Source organism: Sphingobacterium litopenaei (genome assembly GCF_014692495.1).
GTDB lineage: Bacteria > Bacteroidota > Bacteroidia > Sphingobacteriales > Sphingobacteriaceae > Sphingobacterium > Sphingobacterium litopenaei.
This window is the reverse complement of record NZ_JACOIJ010000017.1, coordinates 58,314-80,480: the sequence shown is the minus strand read 5'-3', so window position 1 is coordinate 80,480 and position 22,167 is coordinate 58,314. Positions and strand designations below refer to the sequence as shown.

General features: G+C 36.8%; 24 protein-coding genes and 1 riboswitch. Of the genes, 19 read left to right on the top strand and 5 right to left on the bottom strand.

What is annotated here, in order from left to right; translation table 11 throughout:
- Window positions 1-111: 111 nt before the first annotated feature.
- The 3 genes from H8B04_RS17495 to metE all read right to left on the bottom strand — a co-directional run bounded on the left by H8B04_RS17495 (window position 112) and on the right by metE (window position 3,292).
- Window positions 112-348 (bottom strand): helix-turn-helix domain-containing protein, encoded by a 237-nt coding sequence (locus H8B04_RS17495; RefSeq protein ID WP_394354880.1) that lies wholly within the window; start codon window positions 346-348, stop codon window positions 112-114.
- A 140-nt stretch (window positions 349-488) separates the two neighbouring features.
- Window positions 489-896 (bottom strand): GNAT family N-acetyltransferase, encoded by a 408-nt coding sequence (locus tag H8B04_RS10195; protein ID WP_190302287.1) that lies wholly within the window; start codon window positions 894-896, stop codon window positions 489-491.
- 80 nt (window positions 897-976) lie between these two features.
- Complete coding sequence (gene metE / locus H8B04_RS10190) at window positions 977-3,292, bottom strand: 5-methyltetrahydropteroyltriglutamate--homocysteine S-methyltransferase (protein ID WP_190302286.1); 2,316 nt, start codon at window positions 3,290-3,292, stop codon at window positions 977-979.
- 77 nt (window positions 3,293-3,369) lie between these two features.
- Window positions 3,370-3,476, bottom strand: a riboswitch (SAM riboswitch).
- Window positions 3,477-3,898: 422 nt separating this feature from the next.
- Here metE and H8B04_RS10185 point away from each other — a divergent pair.
- The 3 genes from H8B04_RS10185 (at window position 3,899) to H8B04_RS10175 (ending at window position 5,762) form a co-directional block, all read left to right on the top strand.
- Complete coding sequence (locus tag H8B04_RS10185) at window positions 3,899-4,063, top strand: hypothetical protein (protein WP_165292169.1); 165 nt, start codon at window positions 3,899-3,901, stop codon at window positions 4,061-4,063.
- 14 nt (window positions 4,064-4,077) lie between these two features.
- Window positions 4,078-5,340: a hypothetical protein gene (locus H8B04_RS10180; RefSeq protein WP_190302285.1), complete on the top strand. Its 1,263-nt coding sequence runs from the start codon at window positions 4,078-4,080 to the stop codon at window positions 5,338-5,340.
- Window positions 5,341-5,483: 143 nt separating this feature from the next.
- Entirely contained in the window at window positions 5,484-5,762 is a 279-nt protein-coding gene (locus H8B04_RS10175) for a hypothetical protein (protein ID WP_165292171.1), read from the top strand.
- Window positions 5,763-5,849: 87 nt separating this feature from the next.
- Here H8B04_RS10175 and H8B04_RS10170 read toward each other — a convergent pair whose 3' ends face one another.
- Window positions 5,850-6,704: a M23 family metallopeptidase gene (locus H8B04_RS10170; RefSeq protein ID WP_165292172.1), complete on the bottom strand. Its 855-nt coding sequence runs from the start codon at window positions 6,702-6,704 to the stop codon at window positions 5,850-5,852.
- 153 nt (window positions 6,705-6,857) lie between these two features.
- On the opposite strand from H8B04_RS10170, the gene mutY reads away from it, so the two are divergent.
- The 9 genes from mutY to H8B04_RS10125 all read left to right on the top strand — a co-directional run bounded on the left by mutY (window position 6,858) and on the right by H8B04_RS10125 (window position 13,942).
- Window positions 6,858-7,907 carry an A/G-specific adenine glycosylase gene (mutY, locus tag H8B04_RS10165; RefSeq protein ID WP_165292173.1) on the top strand — a complete coding sequence of 350 codons (1,050 nt, stop codon included), beginning with the start codon at window positions 6,858-6,860 and terminating at the stop codon, window positions 7,905-7,907.
- A gap of 23 nt (window positions 7,908-7,930) precedes the next feature.
- Window positions 7,931-8,374 (top strand): single-stranded DNA-binding protein, encoded by a 444-nt coding sequence (locus H8B04_RS10160; protein WP_165292174.1) that lies wholly within the window; start codon window positions 7,931-7,933, stop codon window positions 8,372-8,374.
- Between the two features lie 65 nt (window positions 8,375-8,439).
- Complete coding sequence (gene pheS, locus H8B04_RS10155) at window positions 8,440-9,477, top strand: phenylalanine--tRNA ligase subunit alpha (protein WP_190302284.1); 1,038 nt, start codon at window positions 8,440-8,442, stop codon at window positions 9,475-9,477.
- 78 nt (window positions 9,478-9,555) lie between these two features.
- Window positions 9,556-9,882 carry a hypothetical protein gene (locus H8B04_RS10150; protein ID WP_165292176.1) on the top strand — a complete coding sequence of 109 codons (327 nt, stop codon included), beginning with the start codon at window positions 9,556-9,558 and terminating at the stop codon, window positions 9,880-9,882.
- A gap of 1 nt (window position 9,883) precedes the next feature.
- Window positions 9,884-10,459, top strand: coding sequence for a TetR/AcrR family transcriptional regulator (locus tag H8B04_RS10145; protein WP_165292177.1), 576 nt, complete (start codon window positions 9,884-9,886; stop codon window positions 10,457-10,459).
- 53 nt (window positions 10,460-10,512) lie between these two features.
- Entirely contained in the window at window positions 10,513-11,919 is a 1,407-nt protein-coding gene (gene rlmD, locus H8B04_RS10140) for a 23S rRNA (uracil(1939)-C(5))-methyltransferase RlmD (RefSeq protein ID WP_165292178.1), read from the top strand.
- 1 nt (window position 11,920) lies between these two features.
- Complete coding sequence (locus tag H8B04_RS10135; RefSeq protein ID WP_165292179.1) at window positions 11,921-12,322, top strand: hypothetical protein; 402 nt, start codon at window positions 11,921-11,923, stop codon at window positions 12,320-12,322.
- A gap of 66 nt (window positions 12,323-12,388) precedes the next feature.
- Window positions 12,389-13,144, top strand: a complete 756-nt coding sequence (locus tag H8B04_RS10130; protein WP_223815365.1) for a hypothetical protein — start codon at window positions 12,389-12,391, stop codon at window positions 13,142-13,144.
- A 102-nt stretch (window positions 13,145-13,246) separates the two neighbouring features.
- Window positions 13,247-13,942: an OmpA family protein gene (locus tag H8B04_RS10125; RefSeq protein WP_165292181.1), complete on the top strand. Its 696-nt coding sequence runs from the start codon at window positions 13,247-13,249 to the stop codon at window positions 13,940-13,942.
- 57 nt (window positions 13,943-13,999) lie between these two features.
- On the opposite strand, the gene H8B04_RS10120 is transcribed toward H8B04_RS10125, so the two are convergent.
- Complete coding sequence (locus H8B04_RS10120) at window positions 14,000-14,899, bottom strand: Ppx/GppA phosphatase family protein (RefSeq protein WP_190302282.1); 900 nt, start codon at window positions 14,897-14,899, stop codon at window positions 14,000-14,002.
- Window positions 14,900-15,038: 139 nt separating this feature from the next.
- On the opposite strand from H8B04_RS10120, the gene miaB reads away from it, so the two are divergent.
- The 7 genes from miaB to groL all read left to right on the top strand — a co-directional run bounded on the left by miaB (window position 15,039) and on the right by groL (window position 22,148).
- Window positions 15,039-16,472, top strand: coding sequence for a tRNA (N6-isopentenyl adenosine(37)-C2)-methylthiotransferase MiaB (miaB, locus tag H8B04_RS10115; protein ID WP_165292183.1), 1,434 nt, complete (start codon window positions 15,039-15,041; stop codon window positions 16,470-16,472).
- A gap of 17 nt (window positions 16,473-16,489) precedes the next feature.
- A complete protein-coding gene (locus tag H8B04_RS10110; RefSeq protein ID WP_165292184.1) occupies window positions 16,490-17,761 on the top strand; it encodes a sigma 54-interacting transcriptional regulator in 1,272 nt (423 codons plus the stop codon).
- 119 nt (window positions 17,762-17,880) lie between these two features.
- Window positions 17,881-18,297: an LptE family protein gene (locus H8B04_RS10105; protein ID WP_223815364.1), complete on the top strand. Its 417-nt coding sequence runs from the start codon at window positions 17,881-17,883 to the stop codon at window positions 18,295-18,297.
- A 12-nt stretch (window positions 18,298-18,309) separates the two neighbouring features.
- Window positions 18,310-19,563, top strand: a complete 1,254-nt coding sequence (locus H8B04_RS10100) for a hypothetical protein (RefSeq protein WP_190302281.1) — start codon at window positions 18,310-18,312, stop codon at window positions 19,561-19,563.
- A gap of 19 nt (window positions 19,564-19,582) precedes the next feature.
- Window positions 19,583-19,936, top strand: coding sequence for a preprotein translocase subunit SecG (gene secG, locus H8B04_RS10095; protein ID WP_165292187.1), 354 nt, complete (start codon window positions 19,583-19,585; stop codon window positions 19,934-19,936).
- 224 nt (window positions 19,937-20,160) lie between these two features.
- On the top strand, window positions 20,161-20,436 hold the full coding sequence (locus tag H8B04_RS10090; RefSeq protein ID WP_165292188.1) for a co-chaperone GroES: 276 nt from the start codon (window positions 20,161-20,163) through the stop codon (window positions 20,434-20,436).
- A gap of 77 nt (window positions 20,437-20,513) precedes the next feature.
- Window positions 20,514-22,148: a chaperonin GroEL gene (gene groL / locus H8B04_RS10085; protein ID WP_190302280.1), complete on the top strand. Its 1,635-nt coding sequence runs from the start codon at window positions 20,514-20,516 to the stop codon at window positions 22,146-22,148.
- The last annotated feature ends 19 nt before the right edge of the window (window positions 22,149-22,167 follow it).

The window sequence follows — 22,167 nt, the reverse complement described above, 5'->3', positions numbered from 1 at the left end:
TTTTGCCTTCGTAAAGGCCTTTCATAGCTTCTTCTTTGAAGCGCTCAAAATCAAATTTCTCGTTGTTCATTATACTGTGTCTAAAAATAAGTATTTATTTAATGACACAGTTTAATTTACACCCTCTCTGATACTTCCAATTTGGTTGGTATCAATACTTCTTTCGACGACGTTTTGCATAATAATGGGTTCTAGCGGTATGTTTAATATTTTATTAATTTGACGAAGACTAAAACCACTTATTTCCTCTGTTCCTTTTTTGATTCGCTGTACAGTGCGAAGAGATACCCTAGCTTCGTTCGCAAGTTCTTGTTGGGTTAATCCTTTGGCTTTGCGAGCAGTTTTAATGATTTCCTAATAATTTGATTTATTCATACCCCAAAATTGGTTTATTATGATTTAAACGAAGAAAATCTGATATGCCAATAATACGACAATTGTATGGGAAGGGTTAAATAATAGTATCAACGCATGGATGTATGAAATATTTAATGTTCCCCACCTTTATAGATCCACATGGATTGGGTTTGTCCTGCTTTCTCGAATCCACATTTTTCATAGAACTTTATAGCTTCACCATCTGCAGCTAAAATTTGTTGATGAAAGCCCTGATATTTCTCTTGAAATTTCGCAATAATCTTCTTTCCAATACCTAAATGCTGGTAATCTGGATGAATGATTAAATGTGGATAGTAAACTACTAAGTATCCATCTGATATTGCATTTCCCAAACCAATTAATTTATGTTCATGCCACGCTGTAACAAGGGAGTGCGAGTTAAGCAATGCTTGTATTAATTGTTCAGGTTTTTTGGCGGAAGACCAATTATTAACCTGATATATTTCTAGTACATCTTGCTCATTTATTTTAAAGGAGTCTTTAATTTGAATTTCCATATACTAAATATAAACAAAAAACCTCCCGCAATTTTGACATCGCGGGAGGTTTAATTTATTTAATAATACTAGTTCCGAAATTATGCTTCAGCTCTCAATACTTTTGCAGCTTCTACCATAGCTTCTAATGCAGCTTTAGTTTCTGGCCAAGCACGAGTTTTCAAACCACAGTCAGGGTTTACCCAAAGTTGAGATGCAGGAACTACATCTTTTGCTTTGTGCAACAAGTCAATCATTTCTTCTTTACTTGGTACACGTGGAGAGTGAATGTCGTATACACCAGGACCGATATCGTTAGGGTATTTGAATTCGCCAGCGAAAGCATTCAACAATTTCATTTGTGAACGTGAAGTTTCGATAGTAATTACGTCAGCATCCATTGCAGCGATATCTTTGATTACGTTGTTGAATTCTGAGTAACACATATGGGTGTGGATTTGTGTGTCATCTTCTACATTTGATGAAGAAACACGGAATGCACGTACAGCCCAATCTAAATATTTTTGTTGGTCAGCTTGACGCAAAGGTAAACCTTCACGGATAGCTGGCTCATCGATTTGGATAATTTTGATACCTGCTTTTTCTAAAGCTTGAACTTCGTCCAAGATAGCTAAAGCAATTTGATAAGTCGTAGTTTCACGTGGTTGGTCGTTACGTACGAAAGACCATTGTAAGATCGTAACAGGACCTGTTAACATACCTTTTACAGGGCGGTCAGTCAATGATTGCGCGTATGAAGACCAACGAACAGTCATATCTGCTGGACGGTATACATCACCATAGATAACTGGAGGTTTTACGCAACGAGAACCATATGATTGTACCCATCCGTACTGTGTAAATGCATATCCTGCTAATTGTTCACCGAAATATTCCACCATGTCGTTACGTTCGAACTCACCGTGTACCAATACATCGATATCTAAGTTTTCTTGCAAACGGATAACGCTTTCCGTTTCTTCAGCGATTGCTTTATCGTATTCTTCTTGCGTGATAACACCTTTTTTCAAGTCAGCTCTCCATTTACGAACATCTTTCGTTTGTGGGAATGAACCGATTGTTGTTGTTGGGAATGCTGGTAAGTTGAATTTCGCTTGTTGAGCAACTTTACGAACTTCGAATGGAGAAGTACGTTTCGCATCTTCGTCTGTGATATTGCTTACGCGCGTTTTTACTTCTGGTTTGTGAATCAATGGAGAAGTGCGACGGCTTTCGGCAGCAGCTTTGTTTGCTTCAAAGCGTTCAGCAGTTGCAGCATCTACTTCACCATCCGCTAATACCGCTAAATCTTTAACCTCAGCTAATTTTTGTTTAGCGAATGCTAACCAGTTTTTAACTTCAGCAGGAAGTGTTTCTTCTTTTTTCTCGCTATCTAAATCGTAAGGAACGTGCAATAATGAAGAAGAAGTACCTACCCAAACTCTGTCTTTGTCTAATGCAGCAACAGCCTGTTGGATTTTAGCTAAAGATTTTTCGTAATCATTTTTCCAAATGTTACGGCCTTCTACCACACCTAAAGAAAGTGTCAATGAAGCAGGAACTTTTGCTAAAACAGTATCTAATTGGTTTTCACCACGAACTAAATCTAAGTGTAAAGCGTGTACTGGTAAACTAACCGCTAAATCTTCGTTGTCTTTCAACGCTTCGAAGTACGTAGTAGCGATTAATTTAGCTCCTTTAGCCGCAGCATTCAATTTTTCGAATACTTTAGTATATAATTCTTTTACTTTAGCATCAATATCCAAAGCCAAATAAGGCTCATCAATTTGGATGTATTGAGCACCAGCGTCAGCTAGTTTAGAGATAATCTCTTCGTAAACTGGCAATAAACGGTCGATTAAGTCGATACGGTCAAAACCAGCTTCTTTTTCTTTACCGATTAATAAGTAGGTGATTGGGCCAATAACAACGGGTTTAGTTTCAATACCAGCTGCTTTAGCTTCATTATATTCGTTTAAGAATTTTTCAGATGTTAATTTGAACGTTTGATCCTTCGTGAACTCAGGTACCATGTAGTGATAGTTCGTATCAAACCATTTTGTCATTTCCGATGCAGTAACGTCGATTCCGTCTTCTTGGAAACCACGAGCCATCGCAAAATATAAATCTAAACTATAATTGTTGTCTACTTTACTTAATAAAGAGTTATAGCGAGCAGGGATAGCGCCAACAGTAAGAGATAAATCTAATACTTGGTCGTAAAAAGAAAAATCATTTGAAGGGATCAAATCGATTCCAGCCTCTTTTTGAGTTTTCCAGTTGTTTTCACGAATTTCTTTTGCAGCTTTTAATAATTCTTCCGCAGAAATTTTCTTTGCCCAGTACGCTTCATTAGCTTTCTTCAATTCACGGAAAGGTCCTACACGCGGGTAGCCTAAATTGTTAGTTAGTAACATATAATGTTCCTTAATAAATTAAAAATTCTTTAAAATGTTTTGTTGCTAAGAGAAGGCCACTTGGAATTAGTGATCTCGGCTTATCTTTCCCTATATCATGTTTCGGGTAGAATGTAGCACCTTGTCTAGTGACAGGTTGCTAAGGCTTCATCGGGTCCAGTCCCTCTGCCTTTCTCTATAAGCGTCGCTAAGTTATATAATTTTCTATTAGTATCAAAATTTTTATTTGAAATATCGATTAGTGATGCACATCCTTCTTTAATTGGTAACTATCTGTTAATGAGCGGTGAGTTCGTGGTGGTTAACAATAAGTTGTTTGGATAACTTTATTTATCAATGTAGGTTATTAATTTATTTTTACGTGACAATTTTAATATTTTAGAGAATGTTTGTTGGTTAAAATTTGGCTTTAATATTAATTAAGTTAATTTTATTCCCGATTTACATCGAACATCTCCCGATTTTTAATTTTTTGAAAGACATTTCCTCTATAAACGGGAATATTTGCGTATACAACTAACTATTTATTGCGTCTCAGTTTTATTAATAGCCTGTAATTTAATAATTGAAATTTGGTTTTCGTGCGGAAATTTAAATTTAAAACAAATGACAAAACTAAATTACGAACCTCCACAAATTAAATTGGTTCTCCTACAGATCGAAGAGGCTATTGCTACTGGATCGATCACGACTGTTGAAGTTTTCCCATATGAGGAAACTCTTCGTATCTCAGAGTATGATACTTATCAAGAAGGTAATAAAAGACTATAATATTAATTTTTAGTATGAAAAATATATACCTTTTGATTTTTGTGGCAATCTGCGCGATACAATTACCTTCCTGTTCTAAAGATACTACAATGGAGGGGTCGCGTGCGGTGACTAAGTATATTGATTTAGAACTAACTGCGTCTTATTATGAAAAGCCTGAAACTATTCTGGATAAAAAGGCTTCTGCTGGGATAGAAAAGTATGATGATTCTAAGAACGTTTCTGAAATTGCACCAGGTTTCTTTGCGGAATTTCAGATAGAAGAAGGATATAGTAGCTCTTCAGGTGAAATAAAAAAATCCATCAATAAGTTAGCCGCAAAAGAAAGAAATAATAATCCTACCGATCTTTCACAATTGAAACTGAAAAAGTTAGAAAATGGTGTCAAGTTTATGGTTCTCATTTTCGATGAAAATGATATTCATGTGGGTATGACGTTAGCTACGATGGGAGAACAAACCAGAATACCTGTAGTGTACAAGAAAGATTATGTGTTCAATACATCCAATTATTACCGTGTTGTAGCGTTTACGTATAATACTAAAAACGAATCAGATTATGACAGTCTTAATTTGGATCCAACACAGACCGCAGACAATCCCAAACTAGTAATTCCTTCAGATAAAGAATTCTTCTATTATAATGGTGATTTCTTGATTGATCCAAAGGTAACAGATGTTTCGTATAAACTTCCTATAGTGTTTTTGCCTCAAACGGTGAAAGTAGGTGTGACAGTTGACGGTAAGGGAGCAAATGTGAAAGTCAAAAAAATGAGTGGAACTTTTGGATCGTTTTCTATGCGTTCTACAGCGGAGTTTGATTTAAAACTTAATAAAGTTCTAAGTCGTTCGGAAATAGCCGAAAATGCTTTCCCTTATACTTTTACTGCGACAGGGGAAGGTGATACGCTTTCTGTGGCAAGGTTTATATATGTGAATGACTCTGATGGAGAAAAGGTGTTGTCAAATTATAAGGTGACATTGAATGAGCTTATTGTTCAGAAAAATGGAGCAAACAGTGATACTACTTTGCTTTCGAATGCAAATGTGCTATTTGAATATGGAAATATAAATTTGAAAAAAGGTAAGTATTATAATGGGAAAATTAATCTTGTAAATGGATTTGAGGTAGATGGACTAATCTGGGGATTGGGTAATTTGTACTACGATGCCTCTGATGTAGGCAATGAATACAAGTTTAGAAATACACTTGGAGAAGGCAGAATGGAAAAATTAACGGATTATTGGCAATATAAAGCTCTAAGGCCAGGGGGGTAGGGAATCCTGAGGTAGGAGATCCTTGTAACAGAGTTTTTCCAGCTAATACATGGAGATTGCCTACTCTGGTAGAGTATGATAGGCTTTATAAGAAATCTAGCCACGTTGTTGGTAGACATGAGGAGAGTTTTAAGACTAATGACGTGAATCAAAGATATACTCAGATTTCTTATACTGCAGCAGATAATACAGTGAGGTCTATCCGATTTTATTCTTTCGGTTACTATATAAGTTCATTAAGTACACTCCTCACGTCAGAAGAAGTTGAATCTTTTCATTGGATTAATAGAAGTACATTGTCTAGAGAGGTTTATACCTCTACGACTACATCCTTAAATGGAGATATAATTGGGGCGGCAACGGACTCTGGTTATCCGAATACAAGTATGATGAATATTCGTTGTGTACGTGAGATAAGATAAATTGAATTAAGGATTAGGTAGAATTAAGTATAATAAAAAGGTTCATTTGTATACATCAAATGAACCTTTTTATTTTTGAATTCTCGGTTACAATTCAAAATACTTTTCTGGATTAATCTTTTTATTGTCTTTTAAGATTTCATAATGAAGATGGGGGCCTGTGCTTCGACCCGTATTGCCTAGCAATCCTACTACTGTGCCTACATCTACACGTTGTCCTTTCTTCACTTGCGTACGCACTAAATGTGCATATCTTGTCTCGTAGCCATGTTGATGTTTTACTTTGACTACATATCCGTATTCTCCTTCGTATCCAGCAAAAGTCACCACGCCATCTGCAGTCACACGGATTGGTTCGCCCATACGCCCTCTAAAATCCACACCAGAATGCATTTCTCTTCCTCTGCGAGTAAATGGATTTACTCTATATCCAAACCTTGAAGTTATTGCGCCATTATGCGGCTTGCCAAGCGGTATGCTAGCCATTTTCTTCTCTACATTGGCTAATAAATTTTCATAGTATTCGCTTAATAAGGCAATGTTTTCTTCATCAATTTCAGTTGGACCACCTGTATTGGCAAATGCTAACTTGGTGTTAATGCCGCGTTTTTTCATTTTGCCATTAATACTTTGGATAGTTGAGTCAATTTTCATAAAAGACTTTTTGGCTTCCAAAATATCTTGTTGTGTTTCAAGCTGCGTAGAATTAAGCTTCTTATTTTTTTGATGAATTTTCTCCAATGCTGCTTCGTATTTTGCACTTACATCCTCTGCCTTTTTGATTGCGGCTACATAGGCAATAGTGCCGATTAATGCTACAATTAGGGCTAATGCTGAAAGAGAAATTTCTTTCCAGTGCTTTATTAATATAGTAGGAACCTCTAAACTTTTTTCTTTAATTCCTTCTATACTTATTTGTATAGCTGATTTTTTCTTAAACATACTCCTCCTCTGTGTAGTTAAGTTTAGTTGTTATTTGTTTCTCATAGGGGCGGTTGCAAATGTACAAATTTATTTGGTTAGTAGTCAGGTTGTTGTTATTGAAAATCAACTTGTTGTTGTTAAAAACTGTTAAATTATCTTGATATTTGCTGTATGATAATAGCTGATGAGCTGATTAATTGGTACAGAAATAATGGTCGCGATCTGCCTTGGAGACATACAAAAGACCCTTATATAATTTGGTTGTCGGAGATTATTTTGCAACAAACGCGAGTGGAACAAGGGATGCCTTATTTCTATCGATTTGTTGAATCTTACCCAAATGTCAAAGCTTTTGCTGAAGCAGGTGAAGGTGAGCTTTTACGTCTTTGGCAAGGGTTAGGTTATTACTCTCGTGTCCGTAATATGCATAAGGCTGCCAAAATGGTGATGTCAGATTTTGAATGTGTTTTTCCAACCCAATATGAAGAAGTAATTAAGCTATCAGGAGTGGGGGAATATACGGCTGCAGCTATATCTTCATTTTCTATAAATGAGAAGAAGGCGGTACTAGATGGGAATGTTTTTCGTGTTTTGTCGAGATATTTTGGAATTGACACGCCAATAAATTCTACAAGTGGCAAGAAGCAATTTTTAGCTTTGGCCAACGAGGTAATTTCTGATTCTCATCCTGGTCTGTACAATCAAGCTATTATGGATTTTGGAGCTACAGTCTGTAAGCCAAAGGCTCCAGATTGTGAGAACTGCGTTTTAAGCTTAGATTGCGTGGCTTTAAAAAATGGTTTGGTAGCTAATCTTCCTGTGAAAATCAAAGGCAAATCCAGCAGAAACCGTTATTTCCATTATTTTGTCGTTGAAAAAGAAGGGGCTTATCTTTTTGCAAAAAGAGGAGAAAATGATGTGTGGGCAAATATGTATGAGTTTCCTCTTATCGAGACACAGCAAGAGGTAAGTTTAGAAGAATTGAAGGAGCAGGACGAGTATAAGGTATATTTTGGTGATGTAGAAATTGAGGAAATTGGTGAGCCAATAAAGCATATTTTAAGTCATCAGAATATTTATGCACGATTTTATCGTGTTGTAGATGAGCAAAATAATATCGAAAAAAAACCGTCTTGGAATTATTATAATTCAGATAATTTAGATAAATTAGCTAAGCATAAGCTTATTTTTTCTTTCATTAATAAGTATTTTATGAACTAATCAATTAAAAACTCTAAATTATTATGTCGAGCGTTAACAAAGTTATTTTAGTGGGTCACTTGGGAAAGGACCCGGAATTACGTTATCTAGAAGGAAATGTAAGTGTTGCCAGTTTTCCATTAGCTACTTCTGAAACATTTAACAAGGATGGTAAAAAAGTAGAACAAACGGAGTGGCACAATATTGTCATGTGGCGCGGATTGGCTGATGTAGCAGCCAAATATCTTACCAAAGGTAGATTAGTATATATAGAAGGAAAATTGCGTACACGTTCTTACGAAGATAAAGAGGGCGTGAGACGATATACTACTGAAATTGTAGCGGAAAGCTTTAATATATTAGGCCGCAGGTCAGATTTCGAAAATACAAACAATTCGAACTCATCTAATAATAACACTACTAATCAAGCACAAGAGCAAAGTGTGGATTTTACAGAGAATGATACCGATGACGGTCTACCATTCTAAGTAGATAGAATATTTTTGAATAACCTTTCACTAAAAGTTTAATTTTTGCCGTATCTTTGGCGATTATGTTGCAAGATAAAATAGCGCAGTATACCAAAGAAATTGAGCAATTTACGCCTGCATCTGCTGCGGATGTAGAGGATTTCAGATTAAAATTTTTAGTTTCTAAAGGGATAATCAAAGAATTGTTTGAAGAGTTCAAAACTGTTTCTAATGAAGAGAAACGAGTTTTGGGTAAAGTGTTGAACGAATTTAAGCAATTAGCAGAGACTAAATTTCAAGAATCTCAGGCTCAGTTTGCTAGTGCTGCTAAAGTTCATAAACGCGAAGAAGAAGATTTAACTCTACCAGGTGAAGGTTTTCAATTAGGATCTCGTCATCCGTTGTCGCTTGTGCGCAAGGAGATTGTTGAGATTTTCAAAAAATTAGGATTTATCGTCGCAGAAGGTCCAGAGATTGAAGATGACTGGCATAATTTCTCTGCCTTGAACTTCCCTCCTGAACATCCTGCTCGTGATATGCAAGATACTTTCTTTATCAAAAAGCAAGAGGGTAATGATATTGCATTGCGCACACATACCTCATCGGTACAAGTTCGTTTAATGGAAGCAGGTCAGCCTCCTTTCAGAGCGATCATGCCGGGTCGTGTTTACCGCAATGAGGCTATTTCAGCGAGAGCTCACTGTTTCTTCCACCAAGTGGAGGGATTGTATGTAGACGAAAATGTTTCGTTTGCTGACTTGAAACAAACATTGTTTCACTTTGTGCAGGAATTATATGGAGAAGGTACGAAAGTTCGTTTCCGTCCTTCGTATTTTCCTTTTACAGAGCCTTCTGCTGAAATGGATATTTCTTGTACTATTTGTAAAGGTGCTGGTTGTAACTTATGCAAAGGTTCGGGTTGGGTTGAGATTTTAGGTTGTGGTATGGTTGATCCTAACGTTTTAGAAAACTGTGGTATCGACAGTAAAAAATACTCTGGTTTTGCTTTCGGTATGGGGATCGAGCGTATTACCAACTTGAAATATGAAATTAAAGATTTAAGATTGTTCTCAGAGAACGATGCTCGTTTCTTGTCCCAATTTGAGACCGAAATCATCTAGATGATTAAATATATAAATTGTCTTGCATTCTTCACGGTATCGCTGCTTTTGAGTGGTTGCAAAGATGGAGGGTGCAATATGATTTTAAATAGTGTTGTCAACGAGACTTTAACACTAGAAAAAAGCCTGGAACTGTCATTAGCGCATTCTTGGATATATGCAAATGGTGGAGTATGTGGTTTGATTGTCTATAATAATGGAAGTACCGTGGTCGCATACGATAGGTGTAGCACCGTGAAGGGATCTGGAAATAGCAAAGTGGTAGTGGAAGGTTTGGAGGCTGTCGATCCGAATACAGCAGCAAAATGGCTGTTATTGGATGGTTCTCCTACACATTTGGCAGAATGTTCTTTGCGACGGTATCAAGTACGAAAGCAAGGGAATTTGTACGTCATAACAAATTAATATGAATCAGGAAGATGTAGTTTATACAATAAAAAGAGCTGCCCGAGATTTGTTTCGCAAATATGGTTACAACAAGACCAGCGTAAATGAGCTCGCAAAGCAAGCGCACATCTCAAAAGCTACATTTTACAAAATTTTCCCTTCCAAAGAAATCATCCTACACGAAGTGTTGATGGACTACATTCGCGAAAATGTAGAAGATATCTTGAATACCCGTGTAAAAGAATTGGATCTTTCAACTTTCTTAGGAAAGACCATTTTGCGGGTCAGTCGTGTTACATATACTGTTTGTAATGAGTTCGTAGGTTGGGAGTTTATTCGAGAGTCAACGAATGCTCAGGAATATTTGAAGACATTATCTGATGACTTGGAGTTTTTATTGCTCAGTTCCTTTATTAAAAATGAGGTCATTGGTTCTACCATTCCCGAAGAAAAATTGACTTTTTTGATTAAGTCTAGTAAAAATATTGTTTTTTCTTTTGCGTTCACCGCTGTTACTGAAGCAGATGTGCGCAAGAATTTTATTTCTTTCCAAAAAGAAATTTTGCCTTACTTGGTTCAGGCTACTATTGCTTAAGTAGACGATAATCGGATTCCAAATTGCGATTAAAAAGTGTATTTTTGTACGCTATGGGCAGAAGAATACCACAAGATAAAAAACAGCTTCAAAATATTGAGATTTTTGACATCGCTGAAGAAGGCAAAGGTGTAGGCAGACATGAGGAATTAGTGCTTTTTATTGAGAAAGCAATTCCTGGTGATGTTGTTGATGTAGAATTACAGCGTAAAAAGAAAAACTTTGCTGAAGGAAAAGTAACACAAATCATACAACCTTCGTCTTATCGTATCGAACCTTTCTGTCCGCACTTTGGGGTTTGTGGTGGCTGTAAATGGCAGCATATGAGCTATGAAGCGCAATTGAAATTCAAGCAGCAATACGTTGATAATGCGCTTACGCGTATTGGCAAGGTAGATACTTCGTCTATGGAAGATATCTTAGGGTCTGCTGAAACAACATATTACCGCAATAAACTTGAGTACACTTTTTCGAATAAAAGATGGCTTACAAGTCGTGATGAGGTGGTGACACCTGAAAATCTAAATGCTTTGGGTTTTCACGTGCCAGGTCGTTTTGACAAGATTTTAGATATCGATCATTGCTATTTGCAACAAGATCCTTCGAATAATCTACGTAATGCAGTGCGTGACTTTGCAGTTGAAAATGGAATTTCATTCTATGACTTGAGAGAGCACGAAGGTGCTTTACGAAATTTGATTATCCGTACATCTTCGACAGGTGAAGTTATGGTGGTGGTAGTTTTTGCTTATCTTGAAGATGGTCAAGTGGAATTGATGATGAATTTTATCGCCCAAAAGTTCCCTGATATTACTTCTTTATTATACATCATCAATCAAAAACGTAATGACACGATTTTTGATCAGGAAATTCATGTTTTCAAAGGACGAGATTTTATCTATGAAGAAATGGAGGGCTTAAAATTCAAAGTAGGTCCTAAATCATTTTATCAAACCAATTCACGTCAAGCGTATGAATTGTATAAAATCACACGTGATTTCGCTGAACTAAAAGGTGATGAGTTGGTTTACGATTTATATACAGGGGCCGGAACTATTGCCAATTTCGTAGCGCGTCAAGCTAGAGAGGTTGTGGGGGTAGAATATGTGCCTTCGGCTATTGAAGATGCGAAGATAAATTCGCAAATTAATGGTGTAAATAATACCAAATTCTATGCAGGAGATATGAAAGATGTATTGACTGCTGAATTTGTGGCTATTCATGGAAAACCAGATGTGGTGATTACAGATCCACCGCGTGCAGGTATGCATGCAGATGTTGTAAATCGTATTTTAGAGATGGAAGCTCCTAAAGTAGTGTATGTCAGCTGTAATGCGGCGACGCAAGCACGAGATTTGGAAATGTTAGCTGCTAAATATGAGGTAGTGCGCATTAAACCTGTGGATATGTTCCCACAAACACAACATGTGGAAAATGTGGTTTTATTAAGATTAAGATAATATGGATTTTTCGGATTTAATAACTGGAGCCTCCGCGGGTGGAGATGGACAAGAGCAAAAGAAACCCAGTCCTCTACAAAGTCTGAAGGTTGATTTGGATTTCTATAGTGAATCTATCAAAGAAATTTCTTCGGAAATGGTTGCTGAAGGTTATACGCTTTATCCTATTTTTATTGCTACACAACACGAAGTGTCTTTAGGTGAAATTCTCTTAGACAGAGCAGAATTAGGAACGAATTGGTCTATTAAGGCATCTTCTTTAGAAGAATTTGTTGAAAGAGGTGTGATAGCTTCAGGTAAAAAAGCTGCCTTTGAAAAAACATATAAAAAGCCCGAAAATTTCATGTGTTTATTCGTCGTTGTACCGGAGGGAGCCAACTTTGTTTTTTACCCATACAAATAAGAAGTTCTAAAAATCTTTAAACTTTTTAACAAAACAGAGTCCAATATTTGATTACTTTAGATGCATATGACAATACTATTTAAAAAGATAACCTTCCTCATGCCATTGCTCTTGCTGATGCAATTTGTAACGGCGCAGGTGTCTGATATGCCTAAAGTGTCGGGTATAATTTTAGAGAAAGGCAACGGAAAACGATTGGTGGATGTCAACGTAACCAATTTGTGTTCGAAACGTACGGTGACTACGAATAATTTTGGGGTATTCTATATTGAGGCATCTATAGGCGATAGTTTGTCCATCACGAAAGTTGGATATGGTCCTCTAAAAACTGTACTGTATAGTATGGAGGATATTGTATTAGAGATGCAGCCTGGATTGACTATTGAAGAGGTTGTAGTGGCTAGACGTACACGTCAGCAAGAGATGGAAGATATCCTGAATGATTATTCCAAAAAAGGAATTTATAATGGAGGGAAAAACTCGGCGGGTACGTATTTGAATAGTCCAGCTACAGCGCTTTATAATCTTTTTGGCCGGGAAGCCAAAAACATGAAACGCTTTGAAAAATTCATGGATAGAGAGTTGGATGCTATTGCGGTAGATCGAATATTCAATAAGACTATTGTAACCAATACAACAGGACTAGAAGGGCAAGATTTGGAACATTTCATGGAGTTATACAGACCTTCTCATGCAGTAGCCACCAAATGGGGGCAATATGATTTGTTAAATTATATCACAAAATCATTTAAAGAGTGGGATGCTAAAGGCCGACCTGCTCCAGAAAAACTGCCTAAATTAGATATTCCGCCACAAAATTAAGTTTTAAAAACAACTTTTATCACGCGCGTTTTGAAAAATATAAAATATTGGCATTAGCTTTGTTTGCTTTTAAAAATAGAGTTTAGAAATAGAATAAAATATATGATTATGAAAGCGAATAAAAAGTTAGCAGTTTATGGCTTATCATTAGCTACATCTGCGATGTTGTTGGCAAGTTGTGAAACTATCCAAAATACAAGTAGCACAACTAAAGGCGCTGTAATTGGTACTACAGCTGGTGCAGGTATCGGTGCGTTGATCGGTAATAAAGCTGGTAACACAGCTATCGGTGCTATTGCAGGTGCTGCAATCGGTGGTGTTGCGGGGACTTTGATTGGTAAGAAAATGGACAAACAAGCTAAAGAAATTGAAAATTCTGTAGCTGGAGCAGAAGTTGAGCAAGTTGGTGAAGGTATTTTGGTGAAATTCGATTCAGGTATTTTGTTCGATTTCAATAGTTCAGCTTTGAAAAGTAATGCAAAAACTAACATTGCTAAGTTAGTAGAAACTTTAAATAAAGAGCCTGATACTGAAATTTTAGTTTTAGGTCACACAGATAACGTAGGTACTTTATCAGCTAATCAAAAAGTTTCTGAAGCTAGAGCGAAAGCAGTTAGAGATTACGCTGTTTCTCAAGGTTTAGCTGGTGGTCGTATCAAAACTGAAGGTAAAAACTATTCAGAGCCTATTGCTTCAAATGATACTGATGCTGGTCGTGCTGAAAACCGTCGTGTAGAGGTGGTAATCGTAGCGAGCAAAAAAATGCAAGAAGCTGCTAAAGCAGAAGCTGGTAATTAATAATAAAGTTTAGATCTTAATAAAAAGGCGTTGGATTTCCAACGCCTTTCTTGTTTTCTACAGTTGACTTAAAATGCCGTATTTAAGATCATATGTACTCAATTTGATTTCTTGAATATTCAAATTATTAATAATATAATCCGTAAGAACACAAGCCATGACAATCATGTCTACACGTAAAGGAATTAAATTAGGCATTTGTAATCGTTCTTTATGCGTAGAATGCACAAGTAGATTGCTCAGCTCTCTGTATTGATTTATATTGATGTCTGTGCTTTTGATGTGTTCAATCTGTGAGGAGGGGTAAATCATTTCATTAAACGTTTCAAAAGCTCCTGCTGATCCTATGAGATGGGGTGCGCCAAAATTTTTATTGAACTCAATTAATTCTTTTAAGGTATTATCTAAATGCTCTTTTAAGTTTTTCTTTTCTAAATCACTTAATGGGTCAGAATTCCAAAACTTTTGCATCAAGCGAGCCGCTCCTATATCAAAACTTTTCTTCCAATACGCTTTATTTTTATCACAGAATATAAATTCCGTGCTTCCTCCGCCAATGTCAATTATCAGAGATTTACCTCGAATAGCACCACTTGCTTTGATTCCAGCGTATATCAATGTAGCTTCTTCTTCCCCAGAAATTATTTCTATTTCAATTCCTGTAAGATCTCGCACTGTATTTACAAATTCTTCACCATTGGAAGCACTACGAACGCCAGAAGTAGCTACGGCTTTTATTATGTCGACATTGTACTCTTCTAAAATAGTTTTAAATTCCTTAAGGCAGTTTATTCCGCGATAAAATGCGGCAGGGATTATAGTATTGTTTTTTGTGATGTCCTCACTTAATTTTATCGGCTTATTTATCTTAAATATAACTTCAAAATGCGCTGATTTCTTTTCAGCAATGATGAGATGAAAAGTGTTTGAACCAAGATCTATTGCGGCTATTCTCATATGATTTTTACTTCTTCTGCTAAGGTAATTGTTTTTAACAATCCTACATTATTTTTACATATTAAAGTGTGAAAGCTATGACAAACTGTCATTCATTCTGAAATATTATTTATAACTTTGTATTCTTTTATATTAAGCTATGTTAGATTTATTGCATACTACTAAAACGCATGATGAGACTCGCCAAGGTGAGGCAGTGGAGTTGGCTCCTACAGGGAAGGCTGATGGTAGAAAATTATATATTGAGAGTTACGGTTGTCAGATGAACTTCTCTGATAGTGAGATTGTAGCGTCTATATTAATTGATCAAGGTTTTGAGACTACAAAAGACTACAAAGAAGCTGATGTAGTTTTTATCAATACTTGTTCTATTCGTGAAAACGCAGAGCAACGTGTTCGTAACCGTCTGAAAGAATTTGAAGCTGCAAAAGCTAAAAACCCAGGTTTGGTAGTAGGTGTGTTGGGTTGTATGGCCGAACGTCTAAAATCTAAATTTTTAGAAGAAGAGAAATTGGTTGATGTAGTTGTAGGACCTGATGCTTACCGCGATCTTCCAAACTTAATCAATAAAGTAGAAGACGGTAATAAAGCTGTAAATGTTTTATTATCTCGCGAAGAAACTTACGCAGATATCAGCCCAGTTCGTTTGAACACAAATGGAGTATCGGCATTTATCTCGATTATGCGTGGCTGTGATAACATGTGTTCGTTTTGTGTTGTTCCTTTCACACGTGGTCGTGAGCGTAGTCGTGATGCGGTTTCTATCGTGAAAGAAGCTCAAGACTTGTTTAATGCTGGTTATAAAGAAGTAACCTTATTGGGTCAAAATGTGGACTCGTACAAATACACACCTAAAGTTGAAGATGGTCAAGAGCCTTTGCCAACTATCAACTTTGCCAACTTGTTGGAAATGGTAGCACAGGTGAGTCCTGAATTGCGTATTCGTTTCTCTACTTCACACCCTAAAGATATTACGGACGAAGTATTGTACACGATGGCAAAATATGAAAACATCTGTAAATACATTCACTTACCAGTACAGTCTGGAAACTCGCGTGTATTGGAATTGATGAATCGTACTTATGACCGTGAGTGGTATATGGAACGTGTGGATGCGATTCGTCGTATTATGCCAGACTGTGCTATTTCTACAGACGTTATTACAGGATTCTGTACAGAGACAGAAGAAGAGCATGCTGAAACATTGTCTATGATGGATTATGTGAAGTATGACTTTGCATATATGTTTGCGTATTCAGAGCGCCCAGGCACATTAGCGGCTAAACGCTATGAAGATGACATTCCAGAAGACGTGAAGAAAAGACGTTTGACGGAAGTGGTGAATAAGCAACAAATCCATAGTTTAGAACGTATCCAACAATATGTAGGAAAAGTACACAAAGTTTTGATCGAAGGTTTCTCTAAACGTTCGGACAAAGACTATTGTGGTCGCAACGATCAAAATACAATGGTTGTTTTTCCTGTAGACACTCGCTACAAAGTGGGAGATTACGTAAATGTATTGGGTGAAAGCTGTACATCTGCAACATTAATTGGTAAAATCGTAGACTAAATAAAAAGGAAGTAACTGTGGATATTCAAGACATCAAAAATAGATTTGGTATTATTGGTAACTCACCGTTGCTGAATCGTGCTATCGATATTGCTCGACAAGTCGCTCCTACAGATATTTCGGTGTTGATACAAGGAGAGAGTGGTTCGGGTAAAGAAGTGTTTTCGCATATTATTCATCAATTGAGTGCGCGTAAACATGGACCATTCATTGCGGTAAACTGTGGTGCTATTCCAGAAGGAACGATCGATTCTGAGCTTTTCGGACACGAAAAAGGATCTTTTACAGGTGCACATGAGGCGCGTAAAGGATATTTTGAAGTGGTCGACGGCGGTACTATCTTTTTGGATGAAGTGGGCGAAATGCCTTTAAGCACTCAAGCGCGCTTATTACGTATTTTGGAATCTGGCGAGTACATTCGTGTAGGGTCATCTAAGGTTCAGAAAACGAATGTTCGCGTAGTCGCAGCTACAAATGTGGATGTGTACAATGCTGTTCAGAAAGGTAAGTTTAGAGAGGATTTATATTATCGATTGAATACGGTGCCTTTACGAATCCCACCATTACGTGAACGTAAAGAAGATGTATTTTTGTTGTTCCGTAAATTTGTAGCAGATTTTGCGGATAAATATAGAACTCCAGGCGTACAATTAACTCCTGATGCACAAGAATTATTGGCAAATTATACTTGGCCAGGAAACGTGCGTCAATTGAAAAATGTTGCGGAGCAAATCGCTATTTTAGAAAAGGAAAGAACTATTGATGCGGCAATTTTAAGTCGATATATTCCTTCGGAAGCTACCAAATCATCCTTGCCTGTTTTTGTTAAGGAACAATCAAAAGAAGATTTCTCAGAAAGAGACATTTTATATAAAGTCCTTTTTGATATGAAGAAGGATATGGTGGATTTGAAAAAGTTGGTTGTTGAGTTGATTCAAAATGGAGTGAATCCTTCTTCTTTTGATCAAAATTCTCAATATATCAATCAGTTATATAATGAGGTGAAGCCAGTAGCTACACAATTATATCCGCATGAGGAAATAGGCGTAACGCCAACTATTATACATCATCCGACTTCAAATAATAATACAGGTGCTTCAAATTACGTTTCTTTAGATACACAAGATGTGGAAGAAGTAGAAGAATCATTATCTTTAGTGGACAAAGAGTCTGATTTGATCAAAAAGGCTTTGAAAAAGCATAAAGGTAAACGAAAAGCTGCGGCGCAAGAGTTGGGTATTTCGGAAAGAACACTATATAGAAAAATAAAAGACTTAAACTTAGAATAATCTCATATATGTACCGTATTCGATTAAAATTGCAAGTGGCAATATGTGCGTTTTTGACCCTGGTGATGATGAGTTGTGGTGTGAAGTATAGTTTTACTGGCGGTTCGATTCCGAAGGATATGAAGACATATAGCGTTTTATATTTCGAGAATTTGGCTCCGATGGTGTATACGACATTGAGTCAGAATTTTACCGAAGGACTTAAAGAGCGTATTCGTACGCAATCGAGTTTAAGTCAGGTTAATGCAGACGGTGATGCAATATTTGAAGGAACTATAACAGGTTATTCGATTACCCCAGCTTCCGTGGGAGCAGGTAATAATGACCGTGCTCAAAACAGTAGACTGACGATTACAGTTAAAGTAAAATATACAAATAAATTGGATCAGACTGGCGAAAGTGATTTCGAAGAAAGTTTTAGCCAATTTAAAGAATTTCCAGGTTCTGATGTGACAGCTTACGAAGCACAGTTAAACTCGGATATTATAAAAATGTTAACAGAGGATATATACAATCGCGCATTTGCTAATTGGTAATAGATAGATACGATGACTACCTTGAATAACTCATATCATTTACAATATAAACAAGCGCTTCAAGATCCCACTCAATTAACTGAGGAAGATTTGTTGGGATTTTTGCTCAAATATCCTTATTCTCAACCTTTGGTGTTCGCTTATGAGCGTCGCAAAAAGTTATTGAATCAAGAATCTCCAAATAAGGAGTTGGCCTTGCTTTATGCGCATAGCGAAAGCTGGTTGATGAATTATGTTAACAAACCGATACATGCTGATAACCAGGAGGTACCAAGGTTCGTTGAAGCTGCTCCAGTTGAACATCAATTTGTTGCCGAAGAAATAACTCCAAAGGAAGAAATTTTCGAAGAGAAAATTGTTGATTTCATCGACGAGGAAACAGCTTCTGATACAAATGAAGATATTAATAATTCTGAAGTTGACGTTAATTTAGAAGCCCCAATTGAAGAGGAAGAGTCTGCTGCAGTTGAAGATTTGTCTGAAAATCTAGCGACCGAAGAGGAAATGCAAGAACAGATCGATGAGTTTTCGGATGAAGCATCTAATCAAGAAATCGCTGCTGAATCTAAAGAGGAAGTTACTCAAGAAGTAGAAGATCAATTAGAAATTGATCGCTTGGTTCATGAAGGAGGTGTGATTGGTGACTACTTTGCTTTTGATTCTTTTGAAAATAAGGAAAACAAGATTGTTGAAGAAGAAACATCCCCTGCTGTAACTGTTCCAGAAGAGAAGGAAGATGTCAGTCTTTATAACGACGATTTGATGCCTTACAGCTTCCGTTGGTGGTTGCATAAGACGCGTTTGGAACATGCGGACACGTATCAGCCTTACGCGGTAGCGAACGTATCTTTAGCACCAGCAAAACCAGCTGTTGATTTTGGAAAAATTGAAGATTCGATTTTGGATCAGCAGATCAAAGAAAATATCATTCATTTTCAAGATCCTGAAGAGAAATTGAGTGAAGAAGTAAAGAAAAAGCCAGTAGTTCCCGTTCCTCCGAAAAAAGGAGCAGAAATTATTGAGAAATTTATTCAAAAAGATCCGATAATTCAGCCACCTTCGCCAGAAAACATTAACAATGAAAACATGGCAAGACAAAGCGCAGAAGATAATTATGTACTGGTGACTGAGACTTTGGCAAACATATATATTGATCAAGGATTGTATTTAAAAGCGATTGAGGTTTTCAAAAAATTAATTTTGAAATATCCAGAAAAAAAATCGTATTTTGCGACCCGAATTGAAGAATTAGAAAAGAACTTATAATTAAAAAGCATATAAAGAAATGACTACATTATTCATCGTCTTAATTATTATCGTTAGTATTTTGCTTGCACTTATCGTGTTGATTCAAAACCCAAAAGGAGGTGGTTTGAATTCAGGATTTGCAGGTGGAAGCAATTTGATGGGGGTACAACGTACAGGCGATTTTTTAGAAAAAGGTACTTGGACATTGGTAATTTTATTAATGGTGTTCAGTTTAGGGATTAACATTTTAGGTCCTTCTGGTAGCTCGGTAAAAGGAGGTTTGTCAGATCAAATCGAAGCTCCAGCTACTACTCCAAAATTGAATTTGAATACAGCTCCAACACAACAAGAAGCAGCTCCAGCTACTACAGCTCCTGATTCAAGTAAATAATCCGTTGGATAAGCATAACAAGAAGCCTTGCAAATTTTTTGCGAGGCTTTTTTATTTTATCATTAGACTGTCATCGTGACACCGTGTCAGGATTAAAAACTGTCAATATTTGCCTTTAAAATGAAAAAATGACAAGGAAAAACTGCAAAACTTATTTGGCATAGTTGATGTTGTATTAACCGCGAATAAGTATTTAATAAAAAACTAAAAAACTATATAAGATTATGGCGTTAAATATTAAACCTATTGGAGACAGAGTAGTAGTAGAAGCTGCTCCTGCAGAAGAAAAAACAGCTTCAGGTTTGTACATTCCTGATACTGCAAAAGAAAAACCATCTCAAGGTACTGTAGTAGCTGTAGGTTCGGGTAAACCAGAAGAACCTCTAACTGTAAAAGTAGGTGATAAAGTATTGTACGGTAAATATGCAGGTACTGAAATCACTTATGAAGGTAAAGAATATTTAATTATGCGTGAATCTGACATCTACGCAGTTCTTTAATCAATTTTAATCTACTTTAATAAGGATTAGATTGTAATTATTTATTATCAAATTCTTAAAAAATAATAAAAACTAAAATGGCAAAACAAGTAAAATATAATGTAGAAGCTCGGGAAGCACTTAAAAAAGGTGTTGACACATTAGCTAATGCGGTAAAAGTAACTTTAGGTCCTAAAGGTCGTAACGTAATTATCGAGAAAAAATTTGGTTCACCTGCTATCACTAAAGACGGTGTATCTGTTGCTAAAGAAATCGAATTGAAAGATGCTTTAGAAAATATGGGTGCTCAAATGGTGAAAGAAGTAGCTTCTAAAACTGCTGATCAAGCTGGTGACGGTACTACTACTGCGACTGTATTAGCGCAAGCTATCGTTGCTCCAGGTATCAAATCTGTAGCTGCTGGTGCTAACCCAATGGACTTAAAACGTGGTATTGACAAAGCTGTTGCTGCGGTTGTAGCTAACTTAAAAGCTCAATCTCAAACAGTAGGTCAAGACAACAATAAAATCAAACAAGTAGCTTCAATCTCTGCTAACAATGACGAAGTAATCGGTTCATTGATCGCTGAAGCTATGCAAAAAGTAGGTAATGATGGTGTAATCACTGTAGAAGAAGCAAAAGGTACTGAAACAGAAGTAAAAACTGTAGAAGGTATGCAATTCGACCGTGGTTATTTATCACCATACTTCGTTACTAACTCAGACAAAATGGAAGCGGAATTAGATAACCCTTACATTTTGATCTACGACAAAAAAATCAGCAACATGAAAGAATTGTTGCCGATCTTAGAAAAACAAGTTCAAACTGGTAAACCATTGTTGATCATCGCGGAAGACTTAGACGGTGAAGCGTTAGCTACATTAGTAGTAAACAAAATCCGTGGTTCATTGAAAGTTGCTGCAGTTAAAGCTCCAGGTTTCGGTGACCGTCGTAAAGCAATGTTGGAAGATATCGCTATCTTAACTGGTGGTACTGTTATCTCCGAAGAAAGAGGTTACAAATTAGAAAACGCTACTTTAGAAGACTTAGGTCAAGCTGAAAAAGTAGTTGTTGATAAAGATAATACAACTGTAATCAACGGTTCTGGTAACGCAGAAGATATCAAAGCTCGTGTTGCTCAAATCCGTTCTCAAATCGAAACTACAACTTCTGACTACGATCGCGAAAAATTACAAGAGCGTTTGGCTAAATTGTCAGGTGGTGTAGCTGTGCTTTACGTAGGTGCTACTACTGAAGTAGAGATGAAAGAGAAAAAAGACCGTGTTGACGATGCATTACACGCTACTCGTGCAGCAGTTGAAGAAGGTATCGTAGCTGGTGGTGGTGTTGCTTTCATCCGCGCTACTGAAGCATTGAAAGACTTACGTGGTGATAACGAAGATGAAAACATCGGTATCGACATTATCAAACGTGCTATCGAAGAGCCTTTACGTCAAATCTGTTTCAACGCAGGCATCGAAGGTGCAGTAATCGTTCAAAAAGTAAAAGAAGGCACTGCAGATTACGGTTACAATGCACGTACTGACGTATTCGAAAACTTAATTGGTGCTGGTGTTATCGATCCAACTAAAGTTTCTCGTGTAGCTTTAGAAAATGCAGCTTCTGTAGCTTCAATGTTGTTGACTACGGAGTGTGTATTAGCTGACGAACCAGAAGAAAATGCTGGTGCTGGTGCTCCTCCAATGGGTGGTGGCATGGGCGGAATGATGTAATAATTATTCTAATCATATA